Source organism: Peptococcaceae bacterium 1198_IL3148 (assembly GCA_036763105.1).
In the GTDB taxonomy this organism is placed as follows: domain Bacteria; phylum Bacillota; class Desulfotomaculia; order Desulfotomaculales; family Desulfohalotomaculaceae; genus JBAIYS01.
Genome location: JBAIYS010000013.1, coordinates 1 through 14,682, shown reverse-complemented (window position 1 = coordinate 14,682; position 14,682 = coordinate 1). Strand labels below are relative to the sequence as shown.

The following is a 14,682-nucleotide window of genomic DNA, read 5'->3' as shown; positions in this document are numbered from 1 at the left end:
GGCCTCCTTTCAAATTAGGGGAAAATAAATTTATAATTAGAGAACTTCGTTTACTTTAGCATAGATTTCATCAGTGGTGATACCCACACCTGGCTTGAAGAAAGGAACGATCTCACAGGTGGCACCAAAGATTACATCTTTAATCAGTTTAGCAAATTGACCTTGGGCTGATTCAACAATTACTAATTTTTTAGCCTTCGCTGCCAATTCCTTCAGTTGCTTTTCTGGCAGTGGACGCAGGGTAATTGGACGGAAGTAACCAACCTTTTTACCCTCTTTGCGCAGCATTTCAACTGCTTCTTTAGCACCGCGGGAAACAACCCCATGGGAAAGAACAACCACATCTGCATCTTCGGTGTCAAAGGCTTGATATTCAGCCACTTCTTCAGCCATCTTAGCGTAATCTGCAAAGTAGCCCTGCAGAACCTCATACAGTTCTTCTTCTACGTTATAGGTATTGCGGTAGTGACCAGGCTCACGGTCTACACCGGGTGTGCCAGGCTGACCTACATACTTAGTGGCAGGCTCAAATTTAATACCCTTTTGTTCTGGATCATAAATAGTTAAGGATTCACGCATTTTTGCTTGATAACCATCACCCAAAACGAAGGTTGGGAAGCGGTATTTCCATGATACTTGGAAAGCCTTAATGGTGTAGTCAAACAATTCTTGGTGAGTGGCGGTTGAGTAAACAATACGCAAACCTTCACCATTGCCACCAAAGGTGGTCAGTGATACCTCTTGTTGTGAGTAAATAACGGTAGCGGTGGACGGGCCTCCACGTTGTTGAATAATGGAAACGATTGGTAGTCTCATCGCCTCAGCCATGGAAAATGGCTCTTGCATTAAAACGTTACCAGGGCCTGCGGTAGCAGTAAATGCTTTTAGACCAGCCATTACACCACCACAGGTGGTAAAACCTGCAGACAGTTCATCCTCAGTTTGTAAGAACTTGAGACCATGCTTTGGAGCTAATCTTGTCCAATAGTGCATAATTTCGTTCTGAGGAGTAATGGGGTAACCATACATAATTTGTGCCCCTGCAGCAATTGCTGCCCATGCACACACCTCATTGCCCGTCATAAAGACGCGCTTTTCTTCAGTAATAAGCTTCTCTGGCATAGAAAAAACTGCACCTCCTATGATATGTAACTCCCTTAAAAGGGGAAACTTAATTTACCATAACGTACAGGGCATATATCGGTCTAAAGGTCTGACCACGTTCCCCATACAATCATGTTCTCCCATGGCTGCGGCCACATCCCGCACTGCATAGGTAGCCACTAAGGGTATGCCAAGTTCTTTGGCTGCTTCGGTAACCACTCGGGCTCCTCGCTGTACAATTTCTGGTGTGGTTTCGTCACCTAAGTGAGTATTGTTAATGAGCCCATGAATGGGACCCAAATCTCTTACATATTCTACAATTTCTTTAACATTTGATGTCATTGGACGTGAGATATTAACCACTGCATATATTTTTAAATTAGGTTCTTTATCTACGCCTTCTAACAAATTAAGGGTTTTGGAACCTTCCACTCCATAACCTATATCGAGAATAATGTCTCCCTCTCGTAGTAATACCCATCTTGCGGCAGGCTTTATTACATTACCCGCTTCACCTAAGCCAACAGTATCCCTGGTTTCCCAAGCCACCACTTCAATGCCCTGTTCCATCAGTTGTTTTTTTATTGGCCGCAGTGTATAACAGGGTTCCACAATGTCAAAGTCCACTAAGTGAACCTTGTGCTGCTTTTTACCCAGTTCCAATGCACGGTTAACCGCCACTTCACTTTTGCCACTGGCATATTCTCCAACATAAGCTTCAACAATACGACTTGTTATAAGGCGCCACCCCCTCTAATTATTGTCAGTATATTTACAATAGTTTATCCAATTAGGAAAATTCTTACTTACCCCTAATAAAGAATAATCGGGACAAAATTGTCCCGCTTATGTCAAAAAAAACTATTGCGTTAAGTTGTTTCCATTGCTACAAGTATAAACCTAATTAATCAGCCACGTCAAGAACATTAGCCGCTAAAAATTAACATTTAAACCAACATATATGCCATTAACAGCAATAATATTAAACCGGGTACCTGTAACACCCCGGCGGTTACCAATGTAAAGGGGTTTAAAGCAATATGTAATCCAAAATTGGCGCTGATAATGTTTACCAGCGTAATCAATACGCCGCCTAAAACTAAATACATTGCCAATTTAAAGATAAATCTCAGCGGCTTGACCACAAATACACCCACTAAATATAAACCAAATAGACCAATAAAACACAATAGAATGGTCGTCCATTCCAATTCCATAACAGCACCTCCGCAGCCCTTTGCATTAAATATATGGCTGTCCCAACGCTGTTATTCCTAGATATTATAGTTATTAATTAATTTCGTGTCTACCCTGCAACGCTTTAATTAAAGTGTATTCATCGGTATATTCTAAATCTGCCCCCACTGGCAAACCGTGGGCTAACCTAGTGACCTTTATTTCCAACGGCTTTAATAACCGAGATAAGTACATGGCGGTGGTGTCCCCTTCGATGCTGGGGTTAGTGGCCAAAATAACTTCCTGTACATCGTGTGCTTCCAGCCGCGGCAGTAAACTTTTTATGTTTAATTCCTCCACCCCAATGCCCTCCATCGGTGCCAACGCCCCATGCAACACATGATACACACCACTGAATTTCCCTGTTTTTTCAATGGCCATTACATCCCGGGGGTGTTCCACCACACATATTATTGATGGATTGCGATTGTCATCAGAACAAATGGCACAGGGATCTTCATCCGTTAAGTTGCCACAAACACTACAACGTTTAATTTTATCCCGCACTTCCGTTAAAGCATCTGCCAAGTCATGGGCCACCTGGGCCGGTGCGCCTAAGATATAAAATGCCAGCCGTTGTGCCGACTTAGGTCCAATACCAGGTAACTTAGCCAATTCTTCAACTAAACGGGCCACTGGCCCAGCAAAATACTTCATTATTTTATCTCCCTATCGGTTCAATTATCGCTTCTTAAAAATTGTAGAACAGTTTGGGGGTTTAGTCAATTATCGTTATAATACCGGTGGCGCACGTCCTATGCGCCACCCTGCCTCCGACCGCCTACTTCGCTAAGTTCGGTTCGCTGCTCAACTATATGTCGTTCGCTTGACTTACGCAGCAACCGGGTATTTAAAGTAACCTTTATTTTGGAAGCAGGGCAAAAGCCACCTGTGTTTTTTTATGTTGCAAAGGTTGGTTATCACCGCGGGGCGAAAAGTCATAACGACCAAAAGTACTTTAAAAAGCGGGCGCTTTTGCAATAGTGAGCGACATATGGATGAGCAGTGCCAAACTAAGCGAAGGCTGCTGGCGGAGGCGGGCCGCGCATAGGACGTGCGCGGCTGGCAACTGAGTTAGGATGACGAATTTGCCAGGGACCCGCCGGAGCCAGCAGACTGAGCGCTAAGTGTTGGCCTGCGAAGGAATCGGAGCGAACGGTGCAAAAGCACCGGCTTTTTACGCAAACAGATGCTAAAAACTGGCTTGCATAATCACTAAAAACAGTTTTAGAATAATATATAGATAGATCTAGCGCAAAAAAAATTAAAGGCACAGATAATATCCATGCCCTTAAACAGCTACAAAATTAACTTAGAATAAACCCGGTATCTTCAACCCACCAGTGATTTTAGACATTTCGGAGGAAACCAGTTCTTGGCTCTTGCGCAAGGACTCGTTGACAGCAGCCAGCACCAAGTCCTGCAGCATTTCCACATCCCCTGGATCCACAGCCTCTGGATTAATTTCAATCGACACCAGCTCATTGCGCCCATTGGCCACAACTTTTACCACGCCGCCACCGGCAGTGGCTTCCACAGTTCTATTGGCCAGTTCCTCTTGCATCTTAGCCATATCCTGTTGCATTTTTTGTACCTGTTTCATCATTTTATTCATATTTGCGCCACCTAACATATCGGTAAATCCCCCTTAACAATCTTATTTATTGATGATGATTACTAACCACTACTTTATCTCTGCCAAACATTTCAATAGCCCTTTTAACCAACGGGTGCTCTATTTCAGCGTTTTTTTTTACTTCATTATCTAGTTCCGTCAATTTTTCAATGGCTATCACCTTGACGCCCCAATTACCACCTAATTCATCATTTAAAGCCTGTTCTAGTACTGCCTTATTATCACTTTGTTCAGCGCGAACCTTGTGAAAAGAACTATGCTGTGGCTTAAAACCAATGGTCAGAAGTTGCTCCTCGGCATCGATAATCTCTGCTTCACAAAACACCCCGTAGAGCGAAGGTTTTAATTTTTTTACTCGCTCCAACACCTTATTCCATGACGGTTTAATTTTCTTGGCTGAACCTGTGGGCTGAATTTGCTTGACCGGCTCCGATTGCTGCTTTAAATTTGGCCTATGCCGGGCAGCGCCATCTATGGTGGTGGCATCATTTAGCCCAGGCCGCTGCTCAGCAGCGCTGTTTGCTTTGTTGCTATTTAGATTACCAGTTGCTGAGATTTGATGCAAGTGTTGCTCCAGAATTTTTAACTTTTCCAGTAAATAATGACTATCTGCTTCCTCTTCCACAACCGTCATTTTTACCAAAGCCAATTCCAACAACACCTTGGGTTGAGAACTCCATTTCATATCGTATTCCAATTTGGTTAATATCTCTAGATAATTGGAAATTTGCTTGGGTTTAAACTTGCTGGCCGTCAATTTAATGGATTGCTGATTTGTATCTGGTAAGCCGTTGGATACCAAGTACAGCATCAAGGATCTTAAATAAGTACTTAGTTCTTTAACAAATAAACGTAAATCTTTACCTTGTTGATACAGATTGTTGATTAGCGTTAAAGTGGCTGCTGTGTTGGCACTGGCCAGGTGATCAGCCATCTGGGTTAAAACCTCTTCCCCCACCGTGCCTAACAAATTATGTACATCGGCCACCGTGATTTTGTTGTTGCCATATACCGCCCCTTGATCTAGTATACTCAAGGCATCCCTTAATCCACCCTCCGCTACACCAGCAATTAACATTAAAGCCTCTTCTTCCACCGTTAAGCCAGCACTATCCGCCACTTGTTTTAACCTGGCCACCATTACATCCACAGAAATCCTTCTAAAGTCAAACCGTTGGCAACGGGATAGTATTGTCACTGGCACTTTATGGGGCTCTGTGGTGGCTAAAACAAAAATAACATGGCCGGGGGGTTCCTCTAACGTTTTCAATAGCGCATTAAAGGCTTCGGTTGTCAACATATGCACTTCATCAATAATATAAATACGATACTTGCCGTGGGCTGGCGAATATTTAACCTTTTCCCTCAAGTCGCGAATGTCTTCAATACCGCGATTGGACGCAGCATCTATTTCAATTACATCCACTGAAGTGCCCTCAGTGGTGGCTATACAGTTTTGACAATGGTTACAGGGCTCTTCAACCGGTGCATTGACACAGTTTAGAGTTTTAGCTAATACCTTTGCCGTTGATGTTTTACCAGTCCCCCTAGGTCCACAAAAAAGATAGGCGTGGCTAACCCGACCTGAACAAATGGCATTTTGTAACGTACGGGTAATATGTTCCTGTCCGGCAATGTCTGCAAACCTCTGGGGTCGGTATTCCCGATAAAGGGCACGATAACCCATTATTATTAACCTCCAGAAATAGTTTACTATAAATTTCGCTATTTAATACCTGTTTCCCTTTATAGTTGTAAATTAATCATACAATAAAAGGGATGACTCTTATTAATAAGAATCATCCCTGAAAATTTGCTGGCCGTGCAGCTTACTTTTGAATAATAACTTCCGAACGTTGCTGTTGCAGGTAACTCAGACTAGGCACCCTTGCGGCACCCGCAAGACATCTCTTAGTGCTGCTTCCGCCAGGACCTGACACGGTTCGGGAGCTTACGTCGCGCAAGACCCGGTCCTCAACGTCCCTTACAACAGACAGGCTTCACAAGTTACACCCGGGAGTAGGCATTCGACCCCGCTATAGCGGATTGCGGGTACAGGGCACCGCTACCTCCCCATCTAGCACGACCATTATTTAAGACAAAATGGCGGAGAGAGCGAGATTCGAACTCGCGAGGCAGTTACCCGCCCACACGCTTTCCAGGCGTGCGCCTTAAGCCAGCTCGGCCACCTCTCCGCGTCGTAAGACAATTGTTATTATAGCATATTAATTTAACAATCTCAACAGGTAATTACTAGCTTAAATGCAATTCTGATTCATAAAAAAGAGTATCACATTTACAAAAATAAGTAAAGCACCACTGGGGCGGTGCTTTACTTATATAAAACTTCTTTCTATTATTTATAATTGGCGCATATCCCTTTGTCTAATTGCCACCCGGCGGATTTTGCCGCTGATGGTTTTTGGCAAATCTGGCACAAACTCAATCACCCTAGGATATTTGTAGGGTGCAGTGGTTCTTTTGACATGATCCTGTAATTCCTTAATCAGTTGTTCACTGGGCTGATAACCCTCGGCCAACACAATTGTGGCCTTCACCACCACTCCTCTGATGGGGTGGGGAACACCGGTCACCGCTGATTCCAAAACAGCGGGGTGTTCTGCCAATGCCGACTCCACCTCAAAGGGTCCAATCCGATAGCCAGAAGATTTGATAATGTCATCGTTCCTGCCCACATACCACAAAAATCCCAGTTCATCACGATAGGCCGTGTCTCCAGTGTGATACAATCCGTCATGCCATGCCCTTTGGGTACTGATTTCATCCTGATAGTAACCCATAAACAGACCTTTGGTTTTGGTCTCCATACTCTCGGCCTTGATACAAATTTCCCCAGTGACGCCTGGGTCAACCTCATGGCCATTTTCATCCACAATTACCAAGTCATAACCCGGGGTGGGAAGCCCCATGGAGCCTGGCCTTGGTTGCACCCACGGATATAAGGTGGAGCAGGAAAGGGTTGTTTCCGACTGTCCAAAGCCCTCAAATATGCGCAACCCGGTGGCTTTCTTCCACTGATTATAAACATCGGGGTTTAATGCCTCGCCCGCTGTGCAACAGTGTTTTAAAGCCGATAAATCATATTGACTCACATCTTCCTTGAGCATAAATCTGTACATAGTGGGTGGACAACAGAAGGTGGTAACCTTATACTTTGACAACTTATCCAGAATGTCAGCCCCGTTAAAACTATCAAAATCATATGTGAAAACTGCCGATTCGGCAAACCATTGACCATATAATTTACCCCATAGCGACTTCAACCAACCGGTGTCGGATATGGTAAAATGTAAACCGCCTGGCTCAGCTCTATGCCAAAAGACCCCGGTGATAATATGCCCTAAGGGATAGGAAAAGTCATGGGCCACCATCTTCGGGTAGCCGGTGGTGCCAGAAGAAAAAGCCATAATCATTATATCAGTAGCCTTTGTTGCTTCTTCTCCCGTTGGCCGCTGCCAATCATCAGAGGCCGCTTCAATCCCCGCTTCAAAATCCAGCCAGCCCTCCCCCGCTGCTTTATGACCAGTAACAGCTTTCAACTGGACAGTGTCACATTGCGGAGCGGCTTGGTCAAAGTGGTCGGTGCAATCTCCATCACCGGTAATAACCGCCATTTTTATCCCCCCCGCCTGACAGCGGTAAAGGTAATCCTTGGCAGTTAGCAGGTGGGTAGCCTGGACCGCCACCGCACCAATTTTGTGCAGGGCCAACATGGCGTACCAAAACAAATAGCTTCTTTTCAAAACCAGTAGCACAAAATCGCCCTTTTTTATCCCCAGTGATTTAAAGTAATTGGCCGTTTTGTCCGACCAGCGTTTCATTTCTAAAAAGGTAATTCTCTTTTCTTCACCGTTATTGCCCACCCACAGCATCGCCAGCTGGTCAGGTTTTTCCTCCGCCAATCTGTCCAACACATCATAGGCAAAATTAAAATCCTCCGGGCAATTTATAGAATAGTTTCTGTATAAATCCTCCAGTGTTACAAACTCATCCCGATGTCTGCCGATAAACTTTTCATAAATTATCATCGCGGCTCCTCCTTTATTTGATGACAACAGCCAAAAATTTAGCAGGGCTGTCGCCGTGGGTCTTCATGGCGTGAGGAACTGACGAGTCAAAGTAGACGCTATCGCCCTTGGCCAGGGTATAAACCATATCACCGATAAAAAATTTCATACACCCGGAAACCATATAATTAAACTCCTGGCCGTCGTGGGAATGACGCTCTGGTATGGTGTCGCCGTTTGGCTCCACCGTTACTAAAAAGGGTTCCGCCTTTTTATTGCGAAATGTGTAAGCAAGGTGTTTGTAATTATAGGCCTCTCTGCGGTCAATGTCATAACCACCTCCGGCTCTGACCACACAGCACAACGAAAGCTTGGGTGTTTCACCGCTAATAATATCCAACACATCTACCCCTAAAACACCCGCCACATTATACAAAAAACTGAATGAAAAATCCTTTTCCCCTGCTTCATAAAGCAAGTAATCTGCCAGCGAAACATCAAGCTGTTGGGCAATTTTTTCCGCTGTCACGCCCATAGATTCACGCAGCAAGGACAAACGCGCTCCCATATCTTTTAATTGCTCGGTTAAAATAACAATCTCCCCTTCCTTGATAATCGTCCTACTTTATAATCACCGTGCCTCAAAAACACTGTCACAGCCAAATAATCTAAATATTCTACTAATTAAATAAATCACCTTTAATTTTATAGAAAATTATGAATTATTTAAGTAAAATTTAATTATTTAACCCAGAGTTAATAGCATTTACGTTAAAAAACCAAGGGATTCTCACCTTCAACAGCAAGAATCCCTTGGTTATATGTCTATGGCGGAGAGAGTGGGATTCGAACCCACGAGACGCTTGTTGGCGTCTACTCGATTTCGAGTCGAGCGCCTTCGACCAACTCGGCCACCTCTCCACATCTATTCCAATTTACTTTTTACGCAGTTCTTTAAAAAACATTCTCATTATTTGTTTGCATTCATTCTCCAATACACCGGCGATAACATCAACCCGGTGGTTAAATCGCGCCTCTTGCACAATATTCAAAATACTATCAATGGAACCAGACTTACTATTTGGAGCACCGTAAACTAACCGTCTTAAACGGTATTGAACTATCGCCCCGGCACACATGGCACAGGGTTCTACCGTTACATACATGGTGGCGTTACTCAGGCGCCAATCCCCTAAACTTTGGGCCGCCTCCCTCATCACCAACATCTCTGCATGGGCACTGGCATCGTTTAAAAGTTCACGCAAATCATGCCCAGCAGCCACCACTTGATTGTCAACCACCACCACCGCACCAATGGGTACTTCGCCTATTTGATAGGCCTTTTTAGCTTCTTCTAAAGCCAGACCCATATAGTAATTATGATCCAAAGGACTGAAATCCCCTTTATTAATGATAATGGTGCCCCCGAGAGGAATCGAACCTCTGACACACGGTTTAGGAAACCGCTGCTCTATCCTCTGAGCTACGGGGGCAACTGGTTAGCATATAAAAAATTGTTAGCTCAAAATATTAAGCTAACAATTTCAGTGGCGTGCCTGAAGGGACTCGAACCCCTAACCTCCTGATCCGTAGTCAGGTGCTCTATCCAATTGAGCCACAGGCACATGTATTTAACACAAAAATAATTATACTATACTGAACGAAATATGTCAATAATTATTTTGAATGGCGGAGAGTGAGGGATTCGAACCCTCGATACAGGTTTAAGCCCGTATACTCGCTTAGCAGGCGAGCGCCTTCAGCCGACTCGGCCAACTCTCCACATCCATGGCGGAGGGGGTGGGATTCGAACCCACGGAACCCGCAAGAGTTCAACGGTTTTCAAGACCGCCTCCTTAAACCGCTCGGACACCCCTCCGTTTTAAATCATGCTTAAATTATTACCGGCGTCGAAGGGCGTACCCCCGACGCAAGTAATACTATAACATACATTTTTTATCGAGTCAATTTAATTTATGCCTATTTGTTGGCAGTAATTTTTTTCACGCCACCCATATATTGTTGCAATACCGGAGGAATGGAAATACTGCCGTCCTCCTCTTGAAAATTTTCTAAAATGGCAGCAAATGTACGGCCAACGGCCAATCCAGAGCCATTAAGTGTATGCACAAATTCAGCCTTGGCTTTGGGTGCCCGTCTAAATTTAATATTGGCCCTTCTGGCTTGAAAATCTTCAAAATTACTACAGGAAGATATTTCGCGGTAGGTATTGGCACTTGGTAACCACACTTCAATATCGTATGTTTTGGCGGCAGAAAAACCAATGTCACCGGTGCAAAGGTTAATTACCCGATAGGGTATACCCAACAATTGCAATACTTTTTCCGCATTTTGCAATAACTTTTCTAACTCTTCATAGGAATTATCGGGGTTTACAAATTTAACCAACTCTACTTTATCAAATTGATGCTGTCTGATTAACCCCCGGGTGTCTCTGCCCGCTGCCCCTGCCTCTGCTCTAAAACAACCGCTGTAGGCACAATGATAAATTGGCAGATCTTCTCCCTTAAGGATTTCCCCTCGATACAAGTTGGTAACCGGTACTTCGGCGGTGGGAATTAAATAATAGTTAGTATTCTCAATTTTAAACATATCTTCGGCGAATTTAGGTAATTGTCCAGTGCCAATCATGCTCTCATCGTTAACGATATAGGGTGGCAATATTTCTGTGTAGCCGTGCTCTGTGCTATGTAGGTCCATCATAAAGCTGATTAGCGCCCGTTCTAACCGCGCCCCCATACCTTTAAAGAATGAAAATCTAGTGCCAGACACCTTGCCGCCCCGTTCAAAATCAAGGATATCCAAGTCCTCTGCCAAATCCCAATGGGGCTTGGGCGTAAAGGTAAATTCCCTTACTTTACCCCATCTCCTTACCTCTGGGTTATCACTTTCATCTTTGCCCACCGGCACCGACTGATGGGGAATATTCGGTATTGTCAGTAATATTTTTTGTAACTGTTCTTCGATATCTTTAACCTTTTCATCCATTTCTTTGATAGACTGAGAAACCTGTCTCATTTCTACCACTATATCATCTGCCGGTTGGCCAGCCTTTTTTAGCCGGCCAACCTCTTCAGATACCACATTCCGTTTATTTTTAAGCTGTTCAACCTCAACCAATATTTTTCTGCGCTCTTCATCTAATTTTAAAAATTCATCCAAAGAAACATTTACACCGCGATTTTTAAGCGCCTCTTTTACCAATTCTGGATTACTTCTTACCAGTTTTATATCTAACATTTTTTCGCCCCCATGTTACAATGTTTGCCAGTTATAGACTTAATCCTTTAGTATTATACTACAGTGGGCTAACGTTGTAAAATATTGGTCCCTTAAAGGCTCACTAATTTAACTTCAATGATACCATCAATTTGTCCGATTTTATCTAAGGTATCTTGGCACATTGCGGTGTCAACAGACATTACCATTACCGCTACGCCACCCTGTTGTTGGCGTCCCACTTGCATGCCACCAATGTTAATATTATGTTCCCCTAAAATTGTGCCCACCTTACCGATAATACCCGGTTTATCGGTGTGGGGCACCACCAGCATATGCCCAGTGGGTCTAGCATCGATGCGGTAACCATCTATGCTGATAACCCTGGGGTCATTGCCAAGAAATAATGTGCCGCTCAATGTCCGCTCCCCTTGGTCGGTTACAACTTTAACGGTAATAATATTGCTGTAGTTTTGATCAATGTCCTGAGTCGTTTGTAACACTTCAATACCACGATTTCTAGCCACCAGATTGGCATTTACAAAGTTAACGGTCTCTTGCAAAATAGGATCCAGAATTCCTTTAACAATAATGGTGGTTATGGGGTTAACTTCATATTTGGCCACTTCTCCACCATAGATCACTTCAATCCGCTGAATGCGACCGGATAACAACTGGGCTTGGAACTGGCCCAATTTTTCTGCTAAATCCAGAAACGGTCTTACCTTGGCATATGACTTGGGACTTAGGGATGGAATGTTTACCGAGTTTCTAACCATATTTCCTTGTAAGTAATCGGCAATTTCTTTGGCCACGTCTACTGCCACGTTAATTTGCGCTTCGATGGTTGATGCACCTAAGTGAGGAGTGGCAATAAAGTTTTCAAACTCATATAACGGACTTTCGGTGTTGGGTTCCTTTTCAAATACATCTAAGGCCGCGCCGGCCACTTTCCCCGATTTAAGGCCTTGATACAGCGCTTCTTCATCAACAATTCCGCCCCGGGCACAGTTGATGATTCTTACGCCATCCTTCATTATCCCAATGGCCCCGTGGTTAATCATGTGTCGGGTTTCTTTTGTCAAGGGCATGTGAACGGTAATAAAATCAGCATTTCTATATATTTCTTCCAGTGTTGCCAATTTAACACCCAAATTTGCTGCATTTTCTGCCGAAATGTAGGGGTCATAGGCTAAAATTTCCATTTCCATGGCCATTGCTCTCTTGGCAACTGCTGAGCCAATCCGTCCCAGTCCAATTACCCCTAAGATTTTGTTGCGCAACTCAACCCCTAGGAAGGCTTTTTTATCCCAAACCCCTGCTCTCAATTTAGCGGTGGCAGCGGGTACTTTGCGGGCCAACGCCAGCATCATCGCCATGGTGTGTTCAGCCGCCGCAATTGTGTTGCCATCTGGGGCATTGACCACAATCACCCCTCTATTGGTGGCTGCCTTCAGGTCGATGTTATCAACCCCCACCCCGGCTCTGCCAACCACCTTGAGCTTATGGGCATGTTCTAAAACCCTCGCGGTCACTTTGGTGGCACTGCGCACAATCATACCATCATAGTCGCCAATAATTTTTAGCAATTCATCCTCTGGCATTGTTTTTAAAAGATCCACTTTAATCTCAGGGTTATTATATAAAGCGGTTAATCCTTTTTCCGATACGCCGTCTGTGGCTAATACTTTCATCATTACTCTCTCTCCCCCAAAAATACTAATTGTGCCTCCCGGACACCGGCACCTAATTCAGCTTTATAACCACATTCATTTAACGCCATTTCCAACGCCCCAATGGTCAGTAGCACATCAGCTTTAGTGGCATATCCCATATGAGCGATTCTAAAAATTTTACCCTTTAACTCACCTTGACCGCCAGCAATCATCACTCGATATTTTTCCAGCAGTACCTTTCTTAACTTGTTAACATCTACAGTCATCGGGCACTGTACAGCGGTAACGGTATCTGACGCATATTCAAGAGCAGGCAGCAATTCCAACCCCAGGCCCATCACTGCTGCTCTGGTGGCCTTTGCCAGCAGGCGATGTCTAGCAAAGACATTTTCCAATCCTTCTTCCAAAATCATATCCAATGCTGCCTCCAGCCCGTAGTAAAGGGAAACAGCCGATGTAAAGGGCGTGTTGTTTTTTGCTAAAGATTTTCTAGCCTTTAATAAATCAAAATAATATTTTGGTGCTTGATTTTGCTCAATGACCTGCCATGCTTTTTCACTGACACTGATAAAGGCTAAACCCGGAGGCAACATCAATGCTTTTTGAGAACCGGTGACCATAATGTCAACTTGCCATGCATCGGTTTTTATGTCCATGCCACCCATGCTGCTTACCGCATCCACCACTAAAATTGCTTGATGCTTAGCAACTATTTCACCTAGGCCCTGAATATTATTAACAACCGCCGTTGAAGTCTCGTTATGGGTTGCAAATACCGCTTTAATATCTGGATCGGCATTTAGTTTTTCTTCAACCACCTTTAAATCAACGTCATAGCCCCAGGTAAATTTAATTTCATCCACTTGGGCGCCATACTTATTACCCAGTTCTCCAAAGCGTTCACCAAATTTACCGGTATTTAAGGTTAAAATTTTATCCCCAGGGTTTACCGTATTGGCCACTGCAGCTTCCAAACCACCAGTTCCCGAGCTAGCTAATACAAAGACGTCATTTTGGGTTTGAAAAACCTTTTTTAATTTTTCTGTGGTCCGCCCAATTAAATCTGCAAATTCTGCACTGCGGTGTCCAATAATCGGTTTAGACATAGCAGCAACAACAGGCGGTGGGACCGGAGTTGGTCCAGGAATCATCAAAAATAATTTGTCTTTCATACAATATCCCTCCAGATTTTTTTGTATTTACCGCCAGGAAACAAAAAATCTCTCGTCCCTGACGGTTTATCCATCAGGGACGAGAGATATATTTCTCCCGCGTTGCCACCCTTATTGACTAAAAAATTTAGTCCTCTCAACACGCTATAACGGGCATTACCCGTACCCACTTACTTGCTTAAACTTTCGGCAGGTCCCCTTCGGGGTGGATTTCACAGATAGCTTTTACCGATTCACAGCAACCACCGGCTCTCTGAAAAAAGATACCTATTACTTGCCCCCAGCATCAGGTTTTGATTATTCAAAGTATGTTTTGAATTGTATAACAACCCCAATTTTTTTTCAAGCCTTTTTTGCATTAATTTTATATTAAAGTAAAAATATACAATATACAGTACTAACCTTAGCTTAAAGGTTGTTATGCTTTCTGACAGTGCAAAAAAGCCTGAGGATATCCTCAGGCTTTAAAAATTAATTCTGGCGGCGACCTACTCTCCCAGGGATAAACCCAAGTACCATCGGCCCTGCAGAGCTTAACTTCCGTGTTCGGTATGGGAACGGGTGTACCCTCTGCGGCAAAGCCACCAGAA

The 14,682-nt window shown here is 44.0% G+C and carries 12 protein-coding genes, 6 tRNA genes, 1 rRNA gene, 1 other RNA gene and 1 other annotated feature; all 20 genes read right to left on the bottom strand.

Going from position 1 to position 14,682, the window contains the following annotated elements:
• Nucleotides 1–36: 36 nt before the first annotated feature.
• Complete coding sequence (locus V6C27_11975) at nt 37–1,122, bottom strand: transketolase C-terminal domain-containing protein (protein ID MEG6617125.1); 1,086 nt, start codon at nt 1,120–1,122, stop codon at nt 37–39.
• 54 nt (nt 1,123–1,176) lie between these two features.
• A complete protein-coding gene (locus V6C27_11970) occupies nt 1,177–1,842 on the bottom strand; it encodes a hypothetical protein (GenBank protein ID MEG6617124.1) in 666 nt (221 codons plus the stop codon).
• A 209-nt stretch (nt 1,843–2,051) separates the two neighbouring features.
• Nucleotides 2,052–2,321, bottom strand: a complete 270-nt coding sequence (locus V6C27_11965) for a pro-sigmaK processing inhibitor BofA family protein (GenBank protein ID MEG6617123.1) — start codon at nt 2,319–2,321, stop codon at nt 2,052–2,054.
• 73 nt (nt 2,322–2,394) lie between these two features.
• Entirely contained in the window at nt 2,395–2,997 is a 603-nt protein-coding gene (recR, locus tag V6C27_11960) for a recombination mediator RecR (protein ID MEG6617122.1), read from the bottom strand.
• Nucleotides 2,998–3,652: 655 nt separating this feature from the next.
• The gene (locus tag V6C27_11955) at nt 3,653–3,973 is read right to left on the bottom strand and encodes a YbaB/EbfC family nucleoid-associated protein (GenBank protein ID MEG6617121.1); all 321 of its coding nucleotides are present in this window, start codon (nt 3,971–3,973) and stop codon (nt 3,653–3,655) included.
• A 28-nt stretch (nt 3,974–4,001) separates the two neighbouring features.
• Entirely contained in the window at nt 4,002–5,663 is a 1,662-nt protein-coding gene (gene dnaX / locus V6C27_11950) for a DNA polymerase III subunit gamma/tau (protein MEG6617120.1), read from the bottom strand.
• Between the two features lie 133 nt (nt 5,664–5,796).
• Nucleotides 5,797–6,062, bottom strand: an RNA gene (gene ffs / locus V6C27_11945) — signal recognition particle sRNA large type.
• Between the two features lie 18 nt (nt 6,063–6,080).
• Nucleotides 6,081–6,171: transfer RNA gene (locus V6C27_11940), tRNA-Ser, on the bottom strand.
• Nucleotides 6,172–6,336: 165 nt separating this feature from the next.
• Nucleotides 6,337–8,025 (bottom strand): AMP-binding protein, encoded by a 1,689-nt coding sequence (locus tag V6C27_11935; protein MEG6617119.1) that lies wholly within the window; start codon nt 8,023–8,025, stop codon nt 6,337–6,339.
• 13 nt (nt 8,026–8,038) lie between these two features.
• Complete coding sequence (locus tag V6C27_11930) at nt 8,039–8,554, bottom strand: XRE family transcriptional regulator (GenBank protein ID MEG6617118.1); 516 nt, start codon at nt 8,552–8,554, stop codon at nt 8,039–8,041.
• Nucleotides 8,555–8,832: 278 nt separating this feature from the next.
• Nucleotides 8,833–8,925 (bottom strand) — tRNA-Ser (locus tag V6C27_11925).
• Between the two features lie 14 nt (nt 8,926–8,939).
• Nucleotides 8,940–9,392: a tRNA adenosine(34) deaminase TadA gene (tadA, locus tag V6C27_11920; GenBank protein ID MEG6617117.1), complete on the bottom strand. Its 453-nt coding sequence runs from the start codon at nt 9,390–9,392 to the stop codon at nt 8,940–8,942.
• 29 nt (nt 9,393–9,421) lie between these two features.
• Nucleotides 9,422–9,497, bottom strand: a tRNA-Arg gene (locus tag V6C27_11915).
• Between the two features lie 55 nt (nt 9,498–9,552).
• Nucleotides 9,553–9,629: transfer RNA gene (locus V6C27_11910), tRNA-Arg, on the bottom strand.
• Between the two features lie 62 nt (nt 9,630–9,691).
• Nucleotides 9,692–9,786: transfer RNA gene (locus tag V6C27_11905), tRNA-Ser, on the bottom strand.
• A 7-nt stretch (nt 9,787–9,793) separates the two neighbouring features.
• Nucleotides 9,794–9,883: transfer RNA gene (locus V6C27_11900), tRNA-Ser, on the bottom strand.
• 101 nt (nt 9,884–9,984) lie between these two features.
• Entirely contained in the window at nt 9,985–11,265 is a 1,281-nt protein-coding gene (gene serS, locus V6C27_11895) for a serine--tRNA ligase (GenBank protein MEG6617116.1), read from the bottom strand.
• A gap of 92 nt (nt 11,266–11,357) precedes the next feature.
• Nucleotides 11,358–12,941, bottom strand: coding sequence for a phosphoglycerate dehydrogenase (gene serA, locus V6C27_11890; GenBank protein MEG6617115.1), 1,584 nt, complete (start codon nt 12,939–12,941; stop codon nt 11,358–11,360).
• Nucleotides 12,941–14,092: an alanine--glyoxylate aminotransferase family protein gene (locus V6C27_11885; GenBank protein ID MEG6617114.1), complete on the bottom strand. Its 1,152-nt coding sequence runs from the start codon at nt 14,090–14,092 to the stop codon at nt 12,941–12,943. The genes serA and V6C27_11885 overlap by 1 nt, the downstream gene beginning before the upstream one ends.
• 72 nt (nt 14,093–14,164) lie before the next feature.
• Nucleotides 14,165–14,388, bottom strand: a binding site (T-box leader).
• Nucleotides 14,389–14,567: 179 nt separating this feature from the next.
• A 5S ribosomal RNA gene (rrf, locus tag V6C27_11880) occupies nt 14,568–14,681 on the bottom strand.
• Nucleotide 14,682 lies beyond the last annotated feature (1 nt).

Coding starts and splice junctions, on each gene's coding strand:
- V6C27_11975 (MEG6617125.1), bottom strand. CDS start 1,122: ATGCCAGAGAAGCTTATTACTGAAGAAAAGCGCGTCTTTATGACGGGC.
- V6C27_11965 (MEG6617123.1), bottom strand. CDS start 2,321: ATGGAATTGGAATGGACGACCATTCTATTGTGTTTTATTGGTCTATTT.
- recR (MEG6617122.1), bottom strand. CDS start 2,997: ATGAAGTATTTTGCTGGGCCAGTGGCCCGTTTAGTTGAAGAATTGGCT.
- V6C27_11955 (MEG6617121.1), bottom strand. CDS start 3,973: ATGTTAGGTGGCGCAAATATGAATAAAATGATGAAACAGGTACAAAAA.
- dnaX (MEG6617120.1), bottom strand. CDS start 5,663: ATGGGTTATCGTGCCCTTTATCGGGAATACCGACCCCAGAGGTTTGCA.
- V6C27_11935 (MEG6617119.1), bottom strand. CDS start 8,025: ATGATAATTTATGAAAAGTTTATCGGCAGACATCGGGATGAGTTTGTA.
- serS (MEG6617116.1), bottom strand. CDS start 11,265: ATGTTAGATATAAAACTGGTAAGAAGTAATCCAGAATTGGTAAAAGAG.
- serA (MEG6617115.1), bottom strand. CDS start 12,941: ATGATGAAAGTATTAGCCACAGACGGCGTATCGGAAAAAGGATTAACC.
- V6C27_11885 (MEG6617114.1), bottom strand. CDS start 14,092: ATGAAAGACAAATTATTTTTGATGATTCCTGGACCAACTCCGGTCCCA.